Source organism: Planctomycetia bacterium (assembly GCA_034440135.1).
Taxonomy (GTDB): Bacteria; Planctomycetota; Planctomycetia; order Pirellulales; family JALHLM01; genus JALHLM01.
The window spans coordinates 1-16,612 of the sequence record JAWXBP010000095.1 but is presented as its reverse complement, the minus strand read 5'-3'; the positions used below and the strand labels follow the sequence as shown (position 1 = coordinate 16,612).

At 61.1% G+C, this 16,612-nt stretch carries 16 protein-coding genes; 11 read left to right on the top strand and 5 right to left on the bottom strand.

The window, feature by feature from the left end:
- The 4 genes from SGJ19_05640 to acsA form a co-directional block, all read right to left on the bottom strand.
- On the bottom strand, positions 1 to 266 hold a 266-nt coding region (locus SGJ19_05640; GenBank protein MDZ4779715.1), incomplete at its 3' end, for a biotin/lipoyl-containing protein.
- Positions 259 to 1,260, bottom strand: a complete 1,002-nt coding sequence (locus tag SGJ19_05635; GenBank protein ID MDZ4779714.1) for an alpha-ketoacid dehydrogenase subunit beta — start codon at positions 1,258 to 1,260, stop codon at positions 259 to 261. The genes SGJ19_05635 and SGJ19_05640, both read right to left, overlap by 8 nt.
- A complete protein-coding gene (pdhA, locus tag SGJ19_05630; protein MDZ4779713.1) occupies positions 1,257 to 2,249 on the bottom strand; it encodes a pyruvate dehydrogenase (acetyl-transferring) E1 component subunit alpha in 993 nt (330 codons plus the stop codon). Before pdhA ends, SGJ19_05635 begins: the two co-directional genes overlap by 4 nt.
- Positions 2,246 to 4,003, bottom strand: coding sequence for an acetate--CoA ligase (acsA, locus tag SGJ19_05625; GenBank protein ID MDZ4779712.1), 1,758 nt, complete (start codon positions 4,001 to 4,003; stop codon positions 2,246 to 2,248). Before acsA ends, pdhA begins: the two co-directional genes overlap by 4 nt.
- Before the next feature lie 940 nt (positions 4,004 to 4,943).
- On the opposite strand from acsA, the gene SGJ19_05620 reads away from it, so the two are divergent.
- From SGJ19_05620 to SGJ19_05575, 10 genes are all read left to right on the top strand, one after another.
- Positions 4,944 to 5,333 (top strand): metalloregulator ArsR/SmtB family transcription factor, encoded by a 390-nt coding sequence (locus SGJ19_05620; protein ID MDZ4779711.1) that lies wholly within the window; start codon positions 4,944 to 4,946, stop codon positions 5,331 to 5,333.
- 42 nt (positions 5,334 to 5,375) lie between these two features.
- Complete coding sequence (locus SGJ19_05615; GenBank protein MDZ4779710.1) at positions 5,376 to 8,078, top strand: HAD-IC family P-type ATPase; 2,703 nt, start codon at positions 5,376 to 5,378, stop codon at positions 8,076 to 8,078.
- Between the two features lie 16 nt (positions 8,079 to 8,094).
- Positions 8,095 to 8,925 (top strand): universal stress protein, encoded by an 831-nt coding sequence (locus SGJ19_05610; protein MDZ4779709.1) that lies wholly within the window; start codon positions 8,095 to 8,097, stop codon positions 8,923 to 8,925.
- A 5-nt stretch (positions 8,926 to 8,930) separates the two neighbouring features.
- Positions 8,931 to 9,365: a BON domain-containing protein gene (locus tag SGJ19_05605; protein MDZ4779708.1), complete on the top strand. Its 435-nt coding sequence runs from the start codon at positions 8,931 to 8,933 to the stop codon at positions 9,363 to 9,365.
- 47 nt (positions 9,366 to 9,412) lie between these two features.
- Entirely contained in the window at positions 9,413 to 9,712 is a 300-nt protein-coding gene (locus tag SGJ19_05600; GenBank protein MDZ4779707.1) for a universal stress protein, read from the top strand.
- Positions 9,713 to 9,801: 89 nt separating this feature from the next.
- Positions 9,802 to 10,908 (top strand): universal stress protein, encoded by a 1,107-nt coding sequence (locus SGJ19_05595; GenBank protein MDZ4779706.1) that lies wholly within the window; start codon positions 9,802 to 9,804, stop codon positions 10,906 to 10,908.
- Between the two features lie 57 nt (positions 10,909 to 10,965).
- Positions 10,966 to 11,979 (top strand): universal stress protein, encoded by a 1,014-nt coding sequence (locus SGJ19_05590; protein ID MDZ4779705.1) that lies wholly within the window; start codon positions 10,966 to 10,968, stop codon positions 11,977 to 11,979.
- A gap of 106 nt (positions 11,980 to 12,085) precedes the next feature.
- On the top strand, positions 12,086 to 13,105 hold the full coding sequence (locus SGJ19_05585; protein MDZ4779704.1) for a universal stress protein: 1,020 nt from the start codon (positions 12,086 to 12,088) through the stop codon (positions 13,103 to 13,105).
- Between the two features lie 87 nt (positions 13,106 to 13,192).
- Positions 13,193 to 13,717 (top strand): universal stress protein, encoded by a 525-nt coding sequence (locus SGJ19_05580; GenBank protein MDZ4779703.1) that lies wholly within the window; start codon positions 13,193 to 13,195, stop codon positions 13,715 to 13,717.
- A gap of 50 nt (positions 13,718 to 13,767) precedes the next feature.
- Positions 13,768 to 14,235: a universal stress protein gene (locus SGJ19_05575; GenBank protein MDZ4779702.1), complete on the top strand. Its 468-nt coding sequence runs from the start codon at positions 13,768 to 13,770 to the stop codon at positions 14,233 to 14,235.
- Between the two features lie 279 nt (positions 14,236 to 14,514).
- Here the strand turns inward: SGJ19_05575 and SGJ19_05570 are convergent, their stop codons facing one another.
- A complete protein-coding gene (locus SGJ19_05570) occupies positions 14,515 to 14,688 on the bottom strand; it encodes a hypothetical protein (protein MDZ4779701.1) in 174 nt (57 codons plus the stop codon).
- On the opposite strand from SGJ19_05570, the gene SGJ19_05565 reads away from it, so the two are divergent.
- Positions 14,620 to 16,530 (top strand): cation:proton antiporter, encoded by a 1,911-nt coding sequence (locus SGJ19_05565; protein MDZ4779700.1) that lies wholly within the window; start codon positions 14,620 to 14,622, stop codon positions 16,528 to 16,530. The two genes, SGJ19_05570 and SGJ19_05565, sit on opposite strands and share 69 nt — an antisense overlap.
- The last annotated feature ends 82 nt before the right edge of the window (positions 16,531 to 16,612 follow it).

Below are 16,612 nucleotides of genomic sequence, written 5' to 3'. Positions count from 1 at the left end.
GTGATCGGTACCGGGCCGGCTGCGGCGTCGTTCGCACCGCGAATGACGGCCAGGACTGCGCCTACGGCGAGTTTTTGTCCCGGTTCGGCGACCAACCGTTCGATCGTACCCGGATCGAAGCATTCGACGTCGATGACCCCTTTGTCGGTCTCGACCTCGGCGACCACTTGTCCGCGCGTGACGACTTCGCCCGGCTTGATCTTCCATTCGACCAACGTCGCCGCGGCCATATCGGCGCCGAGACTCGGCAGCAGAAAATCAGCCATGGTCGTTCACCAGTTGACGGACGGCCGCCGCGATCGTTTCCGGCTGCGGCAGGGCCGCGTATTCGAGGTGTTTGGCATAAGGCATCGGTACCTCGGCCCCGCAGAGGCGGGCGACAGGCCGATCGAGCTCGAAGAACGACTGCTCCATGATCCGGGCGGCGATCTCGGCCGAGATGCCGCCGCTCCGCCAGCCTTCGTCGACGATCAAGACGCGGTGCGTCTTGGCGACGGATTGCATGATTGTCGCGTCGTCCAAGGGACGCAGCACGCGCAGGTCGATCACTTCCACGTCGACGCCTTCGCCGGCAAGCGTGTCGGCGGCCGCGAGCGACTTGTGCAGGCCCGCGCCGTAGGTCAGCAAGGTGACGGCGGCCCCCGGTCGACGCACGCGTGCCCCTTCGATGTCGACGGGCCCGGCCGCGGGTGGAAGTTCGCCTTCCAGATTGTAGAGCGTTTGGTGCTCGAAAATCAGCACGGGGTCCGGATCGCGGAGCGCCGCGCCCAGCATCCCACGGGCGTCTTCGATCGTCGCCGGAGTCAGGATCTTCAAACCCGGAATATGGGCGTACCAGCCTTCCAGGCTATGCGAATGTTGGGCGGCGAGTTGCTTTCCGCCGCCGGTCGCCATGCGGATGACAAGCGGTACGTTGAACTGCCCGCCCGACATGTGCAGGAGCGTCGCGGCGGTGTTCATGATCTGATCGAGGGCCAGCAAGCTAAAGTTGACCGTCATGATTTCGACGATCGGCCGCATACCCCCGAGCGCCGCGCCGATCCCCGCGCCGACGAACGCCGACTCCGATAGGGGAGTGTCGCGAATCCGCTCCGGCCCGAACTCGTCGAACAATCCCCGGCTTACGGCAAAGCAGCCGCCGTACCGACCCACGTCTTCTCCCATGAGGAAAACACGGGGATCTGCACGAAGCGCCTCGCGCAGGGCTTCGCGCACCGCGTCGCGATAGGTCGTTTTCGATTGGACGGCGGTTGCGTTCATGATGGTTGCTTCTCCGAATAGACGAAGCGGGCGAGATCGGCTACCGGTTCCCAGGTGCCCGCCTCGGCGAAGGCGACCGCTTCGTCGATTTCGCGATCGGCCGACCGCTCGAGTTCGGCCAGATCGGATTCCCTCGCCATGCCCGCTTGCTTGATTTGCTCGAAGAAGAGCGTGATCGGATCGCGCAGTTTCCACTCCGCGATTTCGGTCTTGGAACGATAGAGTTCGGCGTCGAACATGGAATGGGCCCGGAATCGGTAGGTCCGGCATTCCAAGAGGTAAGGCCGACCCTCGCGGACCTGTTCGACGGCTCGCCGCGTCGCTTCGGCGACGGCCACGACGTCCATGCCGTCAACGCTCGCCGCCGCGACGCCGTAGGCATCGGCTTTCCGGGCGATGTCGGTCATCGATTCGGAAACCGCCAAAGCCGTTCCCATCGCATACAGGTTGTTTTCACAAACGAACAGCACGGGCAATCGCCAGAGGGCGGCCAGGTTCATCGACTCGTGAAACTCCCCTTCGGCAACGGCGCCTTCGCCGAAAAAGCAGGCCGTGACGTTCCGCCGCCCTTGCAGTTTGTCGGCCAGAGCGAGTCCCACGGCCAACGGCATGCCGCCGGCGACGATCGCGTTGCCGCCGTAGAAACGAGTCGCAGCGTCGAACAGGTGCATCGACCCGCCCCGACCACGGGCGCAGCCTTCGCGCTTGCCGTACATTTCGGCCATGATCGAGCCGGCCGGTATGCCGCGGGCCAATGCCTGGCCGTGTTCGCGATAGGTCGCCAGCACGGCGTCTTCCGGTCGGAGTTGTTCCATGACGCCGGTCGCCACGGCTTCTTCGCCGACGTAAAGATGGAGAAAGCCGCGGATCTTCTGAGCGCCGTACAACTCGACGCACTTTTCTTCAAAGCGGCGTATTCGCACCATCTGCCGGAGCAGTCGCATGGCGCGATCGCGATCGAGCGGAACATTCGAGTCGAGGGGGCTCATGCTTCGGTCTCCAGCGTTGAGAGATCTCCCTCGGGTAGGCCGAGTTCACGGGCCTTCAGCAGGCGTCGCATCACCTTGCCGCTGCGCGTTTTCGGCAGGCTCGCCACGAAGGCGAGTTCCTTCGGGGCCACGGCCGGACCGAGCCGTTTGCGCCCGAAGCCCAGCAACTCAAGCTCGAGCGCCTCGCTCGGTTCGAGCGGGTGCTTCAAGACGACGAACGCCTTAACGAGCTGACCGATCAAGGGATCGGGTTTGCCGATGACGCCCGCCTCGGCGACGGCCGGGTGTTCCATCAGGGCGCTTTCCACCTCGAACGGGCCGACCATGTGGCCGGAAGTTTTGATAATGTCGTCGACCCGGCCGACGAACCAGTAGTAGCCGTCGGCATCGCGACGGGCCAAATCGCCGCTAAGGTACCAATCGCCGAAGAAGCACCTTCGGTAGCGCTCGTCGTCGTGCAGGTAACCGCGGAACATCGAGGGCCAGCCCGCTTTCAGGGCAAGTTCCCCTTCCACATCCGGTTCGGCGACGACTTCCAAGCCTCCTTCGGTGCGGCGGACGATCGACGCGTCGATGCCCGGAAGCGGCTTTCCCATCGAGCCGGGCCGGATGTCCATGGCTCGATAGTTGGCGATCATGATGCCGCCGGTTTCGGTTTGCCACCAGTTGTCGTGGATCGGCAGGCCCAGGGCCTCGACGCCCCACATGACCGCTTCGGGATTGAGCGGTTCCCCGACGCTGAGTACCAGGCGCAACGCACTCAGGTCGTATTGTCGGCGAGGTTCGCCGGGAATGCGCATCAAGCGGCGCACGGCGGTCGGGGCCGTGTACCAGACGTTGACCCGCTCGTCTTGAAGGATCCGATACCAACGCTCGGCGTCGAACTCGGCCTCGTCGACGATGTTCGTCACGCCGTGCAGCAGCGGCGCGAAGATGCCGTATGACGTGCCGGTGACCCATCCCGGATCGGCCGTGCACCAAAACACGTCGCCGGGATGGAAGTCGAGCACGAACTTGCCCGTGATGTAGTGCGTCAGCGCCGCTTCGTGGACGTGTACGGCCCCTTTGGGCATGCCGGTCGTCCCGCTGGTGAAATGCAGCAGGGCGCCGTCGGCGGGGACCGTCAGCGGAATCGTAAACTTGCCGGAGGCCCGGGCCATGAGCCGCGGCAGCGAAAGCACGCCGGCCGAAACGTCGTCATCGACGTCCGTGAGCAGCACGTGCTCCAGTTGCGGCAACCGCGTTCGGATCGCCGCCACCTTCTTCTCGTATGCCGCTCGGGTCGTGATTAAGACCTTAGCGTCGCCGCGGAAGAGCCGTTGCCAAATCGGTTCGGGACCGAACTGCGAAAACAACGGACAGAACACCGACTTGTTCTTGAGCGTGCCCAAAGCGGAAACATAAAGCTCCGGCACGCGTCCTAGTAGCGAGAAGACGCGGTCCCCGGGGCGGACGTCGAGTCCTTCGAGAACGTTCGCAAAACGGTTGCTGATCTCCGACAACTCGGCGTAAGTGACGTCGCGGCGACCGCCCTCTTTGCCAAGCCAACGTATTGCGACGAGCTCGCCTTGGGGACCGCGGGCGTGCCGATCGACCGCCTGGTACGCCAGGTTGAGATGGGCCGGGTCGGATCTTCCGGTGAGTTCCTTCCGCACCGCCGACCAGGAAAACGCGTCTCGCGCGTGTTCATAATCGGCCAGGTTCGGCGGGACTTGGCCGGCGGCTTGCGATTTGTGGATGGTACGGAACGGCATGGGGGAACCGCCTACGGGAATGAAACGCTTCGAATGGTCAGCCGTTTTGTGCCGACCGTCTGAGGTCGTTGATACCGATGGAACCGACTGCCCGGATGATCGGTTGAGGACTTTCGAAGGCGAATTGCCCCGCGAAAGCGTGGCAGAGTCGGTTTCCGTTGATTGCCCGTCGGCGGCGTTCCGTTTGGTTCCAGCTCTTCCGAACGGCCTGCGTCCGATCAGCCGGCGATTCCCGTTTGTTTTGCACGGCGACGCTTTTCCGAGTAGTGAGTGTTTTGGGGTCGCGTAGTTCAGAAGCAACATTGATGCCAATATGAGCGCATCGCGTAACATCGCCGCAGTGGGGCGACAGCCGCATGCTTTCACGCGTGCGGCGGCCTGCGACGGCTGCGCGCGTGCGAAACTGCACATTCGGAGAAGCGAAGTGCGCCGCCGCGTCGCGCTTCAAGCTGAAGTGCCCTGGCGGAAATTGCGGATCGGGGACGTACAACGGGCCGTAGCGTTCGAATTGAGCGACATGCACAAACCCATGTCGATGCGAACGGCAGAGTTCGCGGCGACTGCGAACCCCAATCACATGTCCGAGCGAACGATGTGCGATATCGTCACATCGAGCGCGCATCGCACAGTCCGATGACGCTCACGAAACAGGCCGCAACGGCGATTTTACGGATAAATCTGCTCGATGATCGCAGCGAAAAAGTGCGGCACGCCGAGTGCAATTCAAATGTTTGAACATATCGAACAACTGAATGAACTCCTGCCCATGAGTCCGCGACGTTCACCGAAGGCGATGCGGCGGGAGGATGCCGGGCAGTAGACAAGCTCGTTGTGAATGCGGATCACGACGAATCAGGTAAGTCGTGCCTGTCCGTTTAAGATGGTCGGCCCTTTGGTCGTACTTAGTGATTGAGACCGCAGTGATACGTGGAGGCAAACGATGCCGTACCGATCGTTGGTGGCCAAGGAGTTGGCGAGGTTTCTCAAGGCGATTGCCCATCCGGCCAGAATTCGTGCGATTGAGGAACTTCGGGGCGGAGAACGGGACGTGAACTCATTACAGGCCGAATTGCATACAAGTCACTCGACCGTCTCGCAACACTTGATGGTCTTGCGGGCGCACCGGCTGGTCGAGGAGCGGAGAGACGGTCGTCATGTGTTCTACAGCCTCCGAAGGCCGGAACTCGCCGACTGGCTGGTAAAGGCCATGGACTTGCTTCCCGAAGCCACCGACGAGGTCAAACGATTGCAAGCGGCGATTCGGAAGTCGAGAACCGCTTGGCAAAGCACGAAGCGCTCGGAGAAGCCAGCGAATAGCCCATCGAAGTAGCAGCGGCCTCACCGAATCGTCTGCAAGGAGTATCCGGAAGCCATGACGTTAAAGCCACCATCCCAAGCAGTGCGAGCATGGCACGCGGAAGCGCTGCCCGATCTGCTGACCGCAGTAAGAGCCGGAGAACACGGACTCACCGAGGCGGAAGCGGCGATTCGGTTGCAAGACTTCGGCCCCAATCTGCTGCCTGAAAAAGGGTCCGCACCGCTGTGGCGGATCGTGCTCCGCCAGTTCTACAGCCCCTTGATCTACATTCTCGTGGCGGCGGCCGTGGTCTCGGTGCTGATCGGCGACGTGAAGGATGCGGCGTTCATTGCGGCGGTGTTGGTCATCAACGCCGCCATCGGCGCTTACCAGGAGTGGCAGGCCGAACAAAGCAGTCAGGCGCTGCAGAAAATGCTACGCATCCGCGCCCAAGTGCAACGGGACGGTGACATACGTGAGATCGAGGCGGCGGAGATCGTCCCGGGGGATGTGGTATGGCTAGAATCCGGCAACCGTGTCCCGGCGGATCTGCGACTGCTGTCTGCGCAGGGCCTGGAGGTGGACGAATCGCTGCTCACCGGAGAGTCCTTGGCAGTGCATAAGGACCCCGTCTGGCAAGGACCGGAAGCAACCCCGATGGCCGATCGGCTGAACATGACGTTTGCCGGCTCGTTAGTGGCCCGCGGGCGGGCGAAGGGACTCGTGGTGGCCACAGGAACGGCGACCGGCGTCGGCCAGTTGGCGCTCGACGTGATGGATGCCCGCGGAGGGAAGCCGCCGCTATTGGAGCGCATGGAGCGGTTTACGAACTACGTGGCAGTCGGAACCCTGGCCGCGGCAGGAGTCATCGGGCTGCTGGGAATCGTGTTGTGGGGCTACACGCTCGTCGAAACCTTCTTTTTGGTGGTGGCGCTGGCGGTGTCCGCCATTCCGGAGGGATTGCCGGTCGCGATAACCGTGGCGCTCGCCGTGGCGACGACGCGAATGGCTCGGCGAAACGTGATCGTGCGGCAATTGACCGCCGTCGAAGGTTTGGGGAGTTGCACCCTGATCGCGACCGACAAGACCGGCACGCTGACATGCAATGAACTAACCGTGCGTGAAGTCTGTTTGGCCGACGGCGACGTGTTTCAGGTGACGGGGCAAGGATTCTCGCCGCAAGGTGAGGTACTCCTGGCGGGACGGCCGGTGGGCTCGGCCGATCATCCTCTGTTGGCGGCGACGGTCCGGGCGGCCGTGTTGTGCAATGAGGCGGACTTGCATCGGCGCAACGGCGAGTGGGTATGGCGCGGGGATGCCGTCGACGTAGCGGCATTGAGCTTGGGAGCAAAGCTGGGAATGCAACGCGAGTCGGCACTTGAAACGGACCCCGAGGTGAGCCGCATTCCCTTTGAATCGGAACATCAATTTGCGGCATCATTCCACCGCAACGGCGAAGGCATTGAAGTGTTGGTCAAAGGCGCGCCGGAGCGCGTACTGGGCATGTGTGGTGATCAACTTTCGGCCGCGGATCGAGCACGAATGGACCACGCGGCGTTAGGCATGGCTGCCCGCGGCCTCCGCGTTCTGGCCGTGGCCGCCGGCCGACTCACGGGAGAGCTTCGTGCCGAGAATGTTCCGCCGCAACCCGCGAATCTGACGCTGCTCGGACTTCTCGGCATGCTCGATCCGTTGCGTGCGGGAGCGCGGGAGGCCGTGGCCGAGTGCCGGCAGGCGGGCGTTCTGGTCTCGATGGTGACCGGGGACCACCGCGTCACGGCTCTGGCCATCGCTCGCGAGCTTGGACTGGCGGCGAGCGACGAGCAGGTCGTTACGGCGGCCGACCTGGACGGCAAGTCGGCCGAGCAGTTGGCGGAGATGGTGCCGCATGTCCGCGTGTTCGCCAGGGTCACGCCGCGCGAAAAACTGCAAATCGTCGAGGCGGCGCGCCAGGCGGGGCACTTCGTCGCGGTTACCGGCGACGGCGTCAACGATGCCCCGGCGATGCGGGCCGCCAACATCGGGGTCGCGATGGGCAAGGCGGGAACGGACGTGGCCAGGGAAGCGGCGGAGTTGGTCATCAGCGACGACAATTTCAGTTCCATCGTGGGCGGCATCGAGGAGGGCCGCGTCGCGTACGACAACATCCGCAAGGTCGTCTACCTGCTCGTGTCGATGGGAGCGGCCGAGCTGCTGATGGTCTTGCTGGCCGTGGTCACCGGGCTGCCGGTGCCCTTGCTCCCGGTCCAGTTGTTGTGGCTGAACCTCGTCACGAACGGGATTCAGGGAGTGGCCTTGGCCTTTGAGCCGGGCGAAGGGGACAGCCTGCGGCGCAAACCGCGTCCGCCCGATGAATCCGTCTTCAACCGGCTGATGGTGGAGCGGATGCTCGTGGCGATGCTGGTGGTCGGCGGTGGCGGCTTTCTGGTGTACGACCTTGCCATTCGAGCGGGCTGGGACGTCGCGGGCGCGCGCAATCTGCTGCTGCTGGTGATGGTGTTGTTCGAGAATTTCCATGTCGGCAACTGCCGTTCGGAGACGAAGTCCGCGTTTACGTTGTCGCCGCTCCGCAGCCCCGTGCTGTTTTTCGGCACGCTGGGTGCGTTTCTGATTCACGTTACGGGAATGTATGTGCCGTTCCTGCAAGACATGCTGGCCACCAAGCCCGTTGATCCGTGGTTGTGGGGCTTGGCGCTTGGCGTCAGCGTGTTGATCGTACCTGGGGTCGAACTGCACAAGTGGTGGTGGGCGAAGCGAACGGGCTCGACTTTGAAGTAATGACAGGAGCCTAACTGTGATCAAACGCATTCTGGTCGGCTTAGGGGGAACAGCGTACACGCCCGTCGCTATTCAACGGGCCATATCGCTGGCGAAATCGCAGGCCGCCGAAGTCACCGGAGTCACCGTGCTCGACGCACGTCGGGTACGCCATTTAGGCGGAGCGATGACGCCGACAGGGGGTGAAGCGGACGCGATCGGCAATCGGGGAACGGCAATCACCGAAGATCGCCTCGCACAATCGATTCGCGACTTCGAGGCGGTTTGCCGAGGGGAACAGATCAAGTACCGCGTCGTGCGGGAATCGGGCGACGCATTCATGAAATTGATCGAATTGGCTCGCTACCACGACTTGATGATTTTCGGTTTGCGGAGCGTCTTCGAGTACGACTTCCTCTGCCCCGATCCACAGGTCCTGCTCATGCGGCTGGTGGGAGCCGGCGTGCGTCCGCTCATCGCCGTATCGCAACAGTTCCGGCAGATTCATCGCGTGTTGATCGCCTACAGCGGCACGATGGAATCAGCCAAAGCGATGAAGCGATTCGTTCAGCTTGGGCTATGGTCGTCCGCCCGTTTGAAGATCATGACCTTTCAAGTTTCCGACGACGAAGGTTATCGCCTGACCTCCGATGCCGCTGACTACTGCCAAGCTCAGGGGTACACGGTCGATCGCCAATCGAATCCCGGCGAGGCCCGCCACATGTTGTTGGCGGCCGCCAAGCTTTGGCAGGCGGACATGATCGTCATGGGCAACAGCGCTCGGAGTGTCCTTCTCCGACACGTGCTCGGCGATACCCTGCAAGACGTGCTGCAACACACCGACATCCCCTTGTTTCTCGCGCAGTAATTACGATGCTTCCACACGACCTGACGGACAGAACTTGTTTGGACCGTTTCGCAGAGGTCTCCGTCGACGAGTCACGGACGATGCTCGGCGGCGGAGCCGGGTGCCTTGCCTTTCCGGTCAGCGACGCGGATCGTCGCTCCTGGGAACAGAAACTCCTCATCAATCCGCCCCGCCTCGCGCCGACTTCCGAGTTCGATCGCGATCTGCAATGCCGTGTTCGCGCGTTCCTAGCCGGTCGACACTACCAGGCTCTGCGTCGCCTGCGAATCGAAGTGAAAGACGGAACCGTCGTGCTCAGCGGCGCGCTCCCCACATTTCATCAACGGCAGATTGCCTTGGAATGCGCCAGGCACGTCGCCGGCGTATTGCGTGTCATCGACCGGCTCGACGTGTCGGACCCGCCGACGGAGCACCAATTACGAGAGCGAAATGAATCCTAACGCTTCCGTCGAGTCGCCTGAGAGCTTTTGGAAAAGGATGTCATGCCATGCTTAAACGAATCCTGGTCGGTTTAGGCGGGACCGAGTACACCCCTTCCGCCATTCATCGCGGCGTGGAACTCGCCTTGGCGCACGACGCCGAACTAAGCGGAGTCGGCGTCATCGACTACCGGCGACTGACTCGTGTCGGCCCGGTGCCCCTCGGCGGCGGGCACTATGCAGCGGAACTACGTCGACAGCGAGTGGAGCAAGCCCGCGCGCCAAGAATCTATTCTTGCGGCGCGTCTTCGGGGAGACGGCGTTGCACGTCATTCGGCACGCCGCCAGCCGTTGTTCCTGCTCAGTGAGTGGTGCCGCCCGTCCGATGACAAACGCGATCATCCACTTGCCGTAGCGATATAGTCTCCGTCACTCAATTCCTTTGGAGGAAACATCCATGCGCTCCTTACGCATGCTGCTACTGGCCACCGACTTCGGCCCGGCGAGCCGGACTCTCGCCGCCGTCACGGCGCGTCTCGCTCGGGCGTTCGGCTCGCGCGTGACGCCGTTGCACGTCGTCGACGTTGATTCGGATTCCGCTCTCATCGACTACTTCCGCCGCCAAGTCGGCCAACGCATGATGGAACCGTTGGTTAATACGCTAACGCTTGAAAATGTCGAGTTGGCGCACCCGGTCGTCTTGACCGGTTCTGTCGCCGACAAAATTCTGCGGAAGGCCGATGAACTCGACGCCGACCTCATTGTCGTAGGAGCCGGTGAACCTCGAGACGGCAAGGTGTCGTGCGGCCCGATCGCCGAAGCCGTGATCCAGCAGGCGCGCCAACCGGTACTGGCGATTCGTTCCGGAACGCCGCCCGCTTTTCGGCAAATTCTCTGTCCGTTCGACGGCTCGTCCGCCTCGCTACGAGGACTCAAGAACTCGATCCGCCTGGCACGGATATTTCAATCCGAACTCAGCGTGCTCTGCGTCGTACCGCAAGTGAGTTGGGTGACGGCGGCCGCGGAGGTCGGGGCGCTGACGAATGTTCATGAGCAATACGCCGATCGGTGGGAGGAGAGCGTTCTCGCCGCCCTTCGTGAAACGGACTTCGGCGGCGTGAGTTGGAGCAAAGACATTCGTTGCGGTTCGCCGTCGCAAGAAATCCTCGCGACCGCCGCGGAGAAACAGGCCGATCTGATCGTGATGGGGGCGACCGGCAAATCAGGCATCACACGCGTGTTCTTGGGAAGCACCACGCGGCGCGTCTTGCAGAAGTTGCCCTGTTCGCTACTGGTGGTTCACGACGAAGACATGCTGCTGGAAGACCTTAATGCCGAGGACGTGCAGACGAACAATCTGGCGTACACCGAAGCGAACGCGTTGTTGGCGGATCAGGCCTACGAAGGGGCCCTACGAAAATTCGATCAGGTTCTGGCCCGTAACCCGTTCCACGTGCCGGCTCTCGATGGACGGGCGCAAGCCTGCGAAGCACTGGGCCAGTATGAACGTGCCGAACGGTGCCGCCGACGGGCGGAGATCCTGCGTCACGAGACCTGGACCTAGAAGGAACTCGAAGGGAACGACTCCTCGGACCCGCCTTACTTTGCCAAAGGAAGCGTCATGTCCTCAATGACCGTCCGGATCGGTTACACGCGAATACTAGTCGCCGTTGATTTTTCGCCGTACGCCGAAGCGGCCTTGAAACAGGCGGTGTGGCTTGCGCCGCAGATGGGCGCGACGATTACCTTGGCGCATGCGTTGCCCCATCTACTTCCCCCCCAAAAACTGAACGCACCAGTGCCGAAGATGAAAATGTTGACGGATCTTTTGAATGTGTCCGGCGAAGGCGCGCGGTATGAAGCGTTCGAACGTGAGACGCGACAACACGCCGACGCGAAGTTGCGCCATTTGGTTGACCAATACGCGACCAATATCGACGTGCAGTTCAAAGTCCTCCAGGGGGAGCCCTTCGTCGAGATCATCCATACCGTCCAGCAGGAAGGCTATGACCTCGTACTGGCGGGAACCCGCGGGCTCGCTGCATGGCAACAGTTTTTCGTCGGCAGTACGGCCAAGCGATTGATTCGCAAGTGCCCTTCGTCCGTATGGATCGTGAAGACGGAGCACGGGGAGCCGCCCAAGCGGGTGTTGGCGGCGACGGATTTTTCGGAGGTGAGTCGCCGGGCGGCAAGGGAGGGGCTTTCGATCGCTCGGCAGGCCGGTGCCGAGTTTCACCTGCTGCATGTCATCGATTCGATGGACATGCCTGAAGATGCCGTCGCGAAGATGCCCCAGGGGAGTTCCCTGAGACGTGAGATCAACGAAGAGGCCAAAGAGCGACTGGATGGTTTCGTCGAATCGCTCCACACCGAGCCTTCCCGGATTCATCGGCACTTGTCCTGGGGGACTCCTTGGAAGGACATCGGGCGTCTTGTTCAGCGTTTGAAGATTGATTTAATCGCCATAGGCACGGTTGGCCGCAGCGGTGTGAAAGGATTGTTTCTCGGGAACACGGCGGAAAAAGTGCTCGGCACCTGTGATTGCAGCATCTTGACGGTCAAGCCGGCGGACTTTGTGTCGCCGATTGAGCCCTCGTTGCGGCAATCGCAGCCCGTCCGCCCCGCTGGTCCATGAATAGTCATTACTCCACTCCGCCGTTGTCACCCCGAGTGCTTGCCCCACGGCGCCGATCTACCCTGGCGACGATTCAACCAGCCACTCGCCCACGAAAGGAAGCCTGATGTCCTCGACGACAATCTCATCGGGATACCGGCGGATTTTGGTCGCCGTCGATTTCTCGTCGCACGCCGAGGCGGCCTTGAAGCAAGCCGTTTGGCTGGCGCAGCAGTCCGGCGCCCGAATCACATTGCTTCACGCGCTACCAGATCTGCGCCGCGTGGTTGCCTCCGCTTCGCTCCGCGCCAGACTGGATATGGTGTACGGCGAAGGCGAGACGTTTCAATTTGAGATTCGTCAAGAATCCGATCTGCGCATGAAACGCATGCTGATGGCCCTCAACGCCACGGACCTGGACGTAACGGTGGAAACGCTACTGGGGGAACCGTTTGTCGCCGTCATCCATGCCGTCCAGAAGGAAGGCCATGACCTCGTATTAGCCGGAACTCGCGGACTGGCCGCTTGGGAACAGTTTTTCGTCGGCAGTACGGCCAAGCGATTGATTCGCAAGTGCCCTTCGTCCGTATGGATCGTGAAGGCGCAACACGCGGAGCCGCCCAAGGCGGTGTTGGCGGCAACGGATTTTTCCGACGTGAGTCGCCGAGCGGTGCTGGAGGGGTTGTCGATCGCCCGGCGGGCCGGGGCCGACTTTCACTTACTCCACGTCATCGAATCGGACGTCCCGCCCGGCCTGGGCGAGCGACTCCCAGACGACTCTTGGCTTAGACAAGCCATTCGTGAGGAAGCGGGCGAGCGTCTGGCCGCCTTCGCGGCCTCACTTGACACCGACGCCTCTCGGGTTCACTCGCATTTGTCGTCGGGAACGCCTTGGCAAGAAATCGACCGTTTAGCCAAGCATCTCAACATCGCCCTGATTGCGATGGGCACGGTCGGTCGTAGCGGCATCAAGGGGGTGCTGCTTGGCAACACGGCGGAAAAGGTACTCGGCACATGCGATTGCAGCATTCTGACGGTCAAACCTGCGGACTTCGTCTCACCGATCATGCCGCCGTTCTGGCCGCTCCACCCAGAATCGGAGAAGGTGCCCTCCGACTCAGGCCAAGGTAGGCCAGACCATTCATAACCGTACTTGCACTAGAAGAACTCCGATGATGCGCAAGACGACGAAAGGCGCAAGCAACCGATAACTGACAACGTAGCGAGGATCGGCATGAAACGCTTCAAGAATATCTCACTCATTTACGAATGCGATCACGCGACATGTGCGCGTGTCGCGATTCTGGCCAGGGACAACCGTGCCCGCCTAACCATCGTGCAGGTGCTCAAGGATTTGTCTGCCGGTCGGGAGCAGGTGGTGACCGTCGTGAATAAACTGATCGACGTGCGGAAACTCGTGCTACAGGAATGTCAGGCACGACTTAAGGAAGCCGCCGCCGCCATGAAGTCACTCGGGGTGCGGCCTGCGACGCAACTGTTGATCGGAGAGCCATTCCTGGAAATCATCCGCGATGTGATCGAGCAACGGCGCGATCTGGTAATCATGACGGCCGAAGGAAAGGTGGGGCTGAGGCAACGGTTGTTCGGTAGCACGTCGAGTTGTTTGATGCGCCAATGCCCGTGTCCCGTCCTGGTGATGAAACCCGGCGTCAAAGGGCGTTTTCGCCCGGATCATGGCCGCGATCGACCCGGAAGTTACGGGAGATGCACGGGATACGCTCAACCGTCTGATCCTTGAATTGGCGTCCTCGCTGTCCGCTAGCGAAGACGCCGACTTACACATCGTCCATGCATGGCAACTTTATCGACGGCTCCCCGTACAGCGATGCAGCCGTGGCAGAAATCTGCCGACGGCCCTGGCCGGAAGGAACCGAGGTCCGAATCATCACGGTAGATGCTCCCTGGACGGAAGACCTGTCGCGAGGCCGTTCGTCGAGCGCGTTCGATGAGATCAACAAGCAACTGCGAACGGAAGCCTGGCAACGTCTCAACGATGCTGCAGCCGCATTCAAGCGCAATGCACCCGACTTATTTGTCACCCCCGTCCTCCAGGAAGGTTACCCGAAGGACAAGATTTTAGACGAAGCGGAGGACTGGGGCGCGGAGTTGATTGTCGTCGGGTCACATGGGTACGGGGCTATTAAGCGATTGTTTCTCGGCTCAGTATCCTTGGCGGTGGCGACCAATGCCGCCTGCTCGGTGGAAATCGTCCGAATCCCCCCGTCCTCCGGGTCTGAGACGGCCAAGTCGCAATAAACGGGCCGCCCGTCCGCGTCACGACAGCGCTCATTCCCGAGGTGTTAGAATACGCAAGTTTCGTTTGGGGGGAATCAGCCTGATGGTTGTGAGTGTCTTTAAGCTTGCGATGACACCGATAGTCGGAGTTCGGCCAGGCCCGGTGAACCTCTACATTACCATCGCAGCCTTTGGAGTAGGGTTTTTGCTCGTGCTCAAATCGCACCCCTTTTCTGCGAGGCGTGAACGCCCCCAGTCCGAATTACCGCATCGCACCGGCAAGTCATCCGGTACCAACTGTCAATGCCTTGAGGCGGCACGAAGGTCATCGAGGTAGGACGGCTCATGGAACCCCTGCTGCGAAACCTGGTGCTCGTATTCCTGCTCGCGGGGAGCGTTCTGCACTTGTTTCACCGTCTGCGCCTGCCGTCCATCGTCGGGCTGCTCGTGGCCGGAGTACTGATCGGGCCGCATGGGTTAGGTGTCCTTCAGGAACGGGACCAAATCGAAAAGCTGGCCGAGATCGGCATTCTGCTGCTGATGTTCTCGATCGGTCTGGATTTCACCCGTGAGCGGCTCCAAGAGTTGCTGTACGCCGCAGGAATCGGCGCGGCGCAGATGTTGGTCTGCATCGTGGTGACAGCCTTGGCCGCCGCGGCATTCGTAGAGCGATGGGCCGAGGCTGTGTTTCTCGGGTTTCTCGTCGCCCACACCAGTTCCACCTTGATGCTGAAGCTGTTTCTCGACCGAGGCGAGTTGACGACGCCGCCCGTGCGACTCGGTTTGGGAATCAGCATTACCCAAGATCTGTCGGTCGTTTTGATGCTACTGGCCGTCCCGGTCATGGCGGGTGGACAATTTGCGCTGGGAGACCTGGGAGTAATGCTGCTCCGCGCTTGCGGAGTGTTCGCAGTCGCCGTCACACTTTCGCGCTGGATTATTCCCCTCTGGATGGACCATGTCATCCGCAGTCGGAGTCGAGAACTATTCCTCATCTTTGTCATTGTCGTTTGTCTGGGCACTGCTTGGACGACGATGGCTGCCGGCTTATCCATCGGACTCGGGGCGTTTCTCGCCGGCCTGGCAATTGCAGAGTCTGGTTACAGTCACCATACGCTCTCAGAGGTAGCGCCGTTTCGGGACTTGCTCATTAGCATTTTTTTTATCTCGACTGGAATGCTGCTCAATGTCAACGGCCTTGTAAATGACGCTTGGTTGGCCGCGCTCTTGCTGATCGCAGTTCTGGCGATTAAGTTTTCGAGCGGATTTGCTCCCATCTTAGTCTGGGGGTACCCGTTGCGCGTTGCAACCATTGTTGGAACCGGGATCGCTCAGATGGGTGAATTTTCCTTTGTCTTGGGATATACTGGGCACCAACTGGGCCTAATTCGTGACGACCACTACGCCGTTTTTCTGCTAATTGCAGTGGCATCGATGGTTGCAAGCCCGTTCCTGGTCTCCAACAGTTCGCGGCTGGCTCAGTTGCTCGCCACAATCCCTTGGCTGAAACGTCTTGAAAACCGACCTATGGGCAACGAAGCGGAGGACCAACCTCCGCTGGAGAATCATGTCATCATTGCCGGCTATGGGGTGAACGGTCGCAATGTGGCGAACTCGTTACGGACGTTTGAGTTGCCGTTTTCCGTTTTAGAGATGAATCCTGATACCGTTCAGGCCGCTCGTCGACGTGGCGAACCGGTGTTCTTCGGCGATTGCTCCCGCGCCGAAGTGTTGCGGAAACTGCACATCGGCACTGCGCGCGGCTTTGTCCTGGCGATTTCCGATTCGCAGGCGACGCGGCAGGCTGTGCAGATAGCCCGGCATGAGAACGCGCGGCTTCACATCATCGTCCGAACCAGGTACATGACGGAAATCGATGCTCTCCGCGAACTCGGTGCGAACGAGGTCATTGCGGAGGAATTCGAGACTTCGCTGGAAGTGCTGGCGTTGACGCTGCGACTGTTTGAAACACCCAATGCCTCGATCGACCGCGTCATCGACAGTTTTCGGGCCAATGCCTATCGCGCACTTCGAGGCGAGATGCCGTCCACGGAGCGGCAGCGACTCCTCAACGAGTTGGCGCCCAAATTTGAGATCGAGACTCGTCAACTTGCCGAGGGATCGCCGGCCATCGGCAAAACGCTGGGGGAGCTCGATCTCAGAGCGAGAACAGGAGCGACAATTCTGGCCGTTCGACGAGATGCAGCGCTCACTGCCGTTCCTGCCGCTGATTTTCAATTTCAGAAGGACGACCTTCTGGTCCTCGCCGGAAGCGGGCACCAGATTACCAATGCGATACCATTACTGTCCGGTTAAGGAATTTTGATTTTGGTTGAAGTGAGGCCGGGTTCTTGAGTTACGTTGCACAATGAGCGCGCACGACTTCAATTTGCTCCGT

Coding starts and splice junctions, on each gene's coding strand:
- SGJ19_05635 (MDZ4779714.1), bottom strand. CDS start 1,260: ATGAACGCAACCGCCGTCCAATCGAAAACGACCTATCGCGACGCGGTG.
- pdhA (MDZ4779713.1), bottom strand. CDS start 2,249: ATGAGCCCCCTCGACTCGAATGTTCCGCTCGATCGCGATCGCGCCATG.
- acsA (MDZ4779712.1), bottom strand. CDS start 4,003: ATGCCGTTCCGTACCATCCACAAATCGCAAGCCGCCGGCCAAGTCCCG.
- SGJ19_05620 (MDZ4779711.1), top strand. CDS start 4,944: ATGCCGTACCGATCGTTGGTGGCCAAGGAGTTGGCGAGGTTTCTCAAG.
- SGJ19_05615 (MDZ4779710.1), top strand. CDS start 5,376: ATGACGTTAAAGCCACCATCCCAAGCAGTGCGAGCATGGCACGCGGAA.
- SGJ19_05605 (MDZ4779708.1), top strand. CDS start 8,931: ATGCTTCCACACGACCTGACGGACAGAACTTGTTTGGACCGTTTCGCA.
- SGJ19_05600 (MDZ4779707.1), top strand. CDS start 9,413: ATGCTTAAACGAATCCTGGTCGGTTTAGGCGGGACCGAGTACACCCCT.
- SGJ19_05595 (MDZ4779706.1), top strand. CDS start 9,802: ATGCGCTCCTTACGCATGCTGCTACTGGCCACCGACTTCGGCCCGGCG.
- SGJ19_05590 (MDZ4779705.1), top strand. CDS start 10,966: ATGTCCTCAATGACCGTCCGGATCGGTTACACGCGAATACTAGTCGCC.
- SGJ19_05585 (MDZ4779704.1), top strand. CDS start 12,086: ATGTCCTCGACGACAATCTCATCGGGATACCGGCGGATTTTGGTCGCC.
- SGJ19_05580 (MDZ4779703.1), top strand. CDS start 13,193: ATGAAACGCTTCAAGAATATCTCACTCATTTACGAATGCGATCACGCG.
- SGJ19_05575 (MDZ4779702.1), top strand. CDS start 13,768: ATGCATGGCAACTTTATCGACGGCTCCCCGTACAGCGATGCAGCCGTG.
- SGJ19_05570 (MDZ4779701.1), bottom strand. CDS start 14,688: ATGCGGCCCGATCAGTACTCCGGCCACGAGCAGCCCGACGATGGACGG.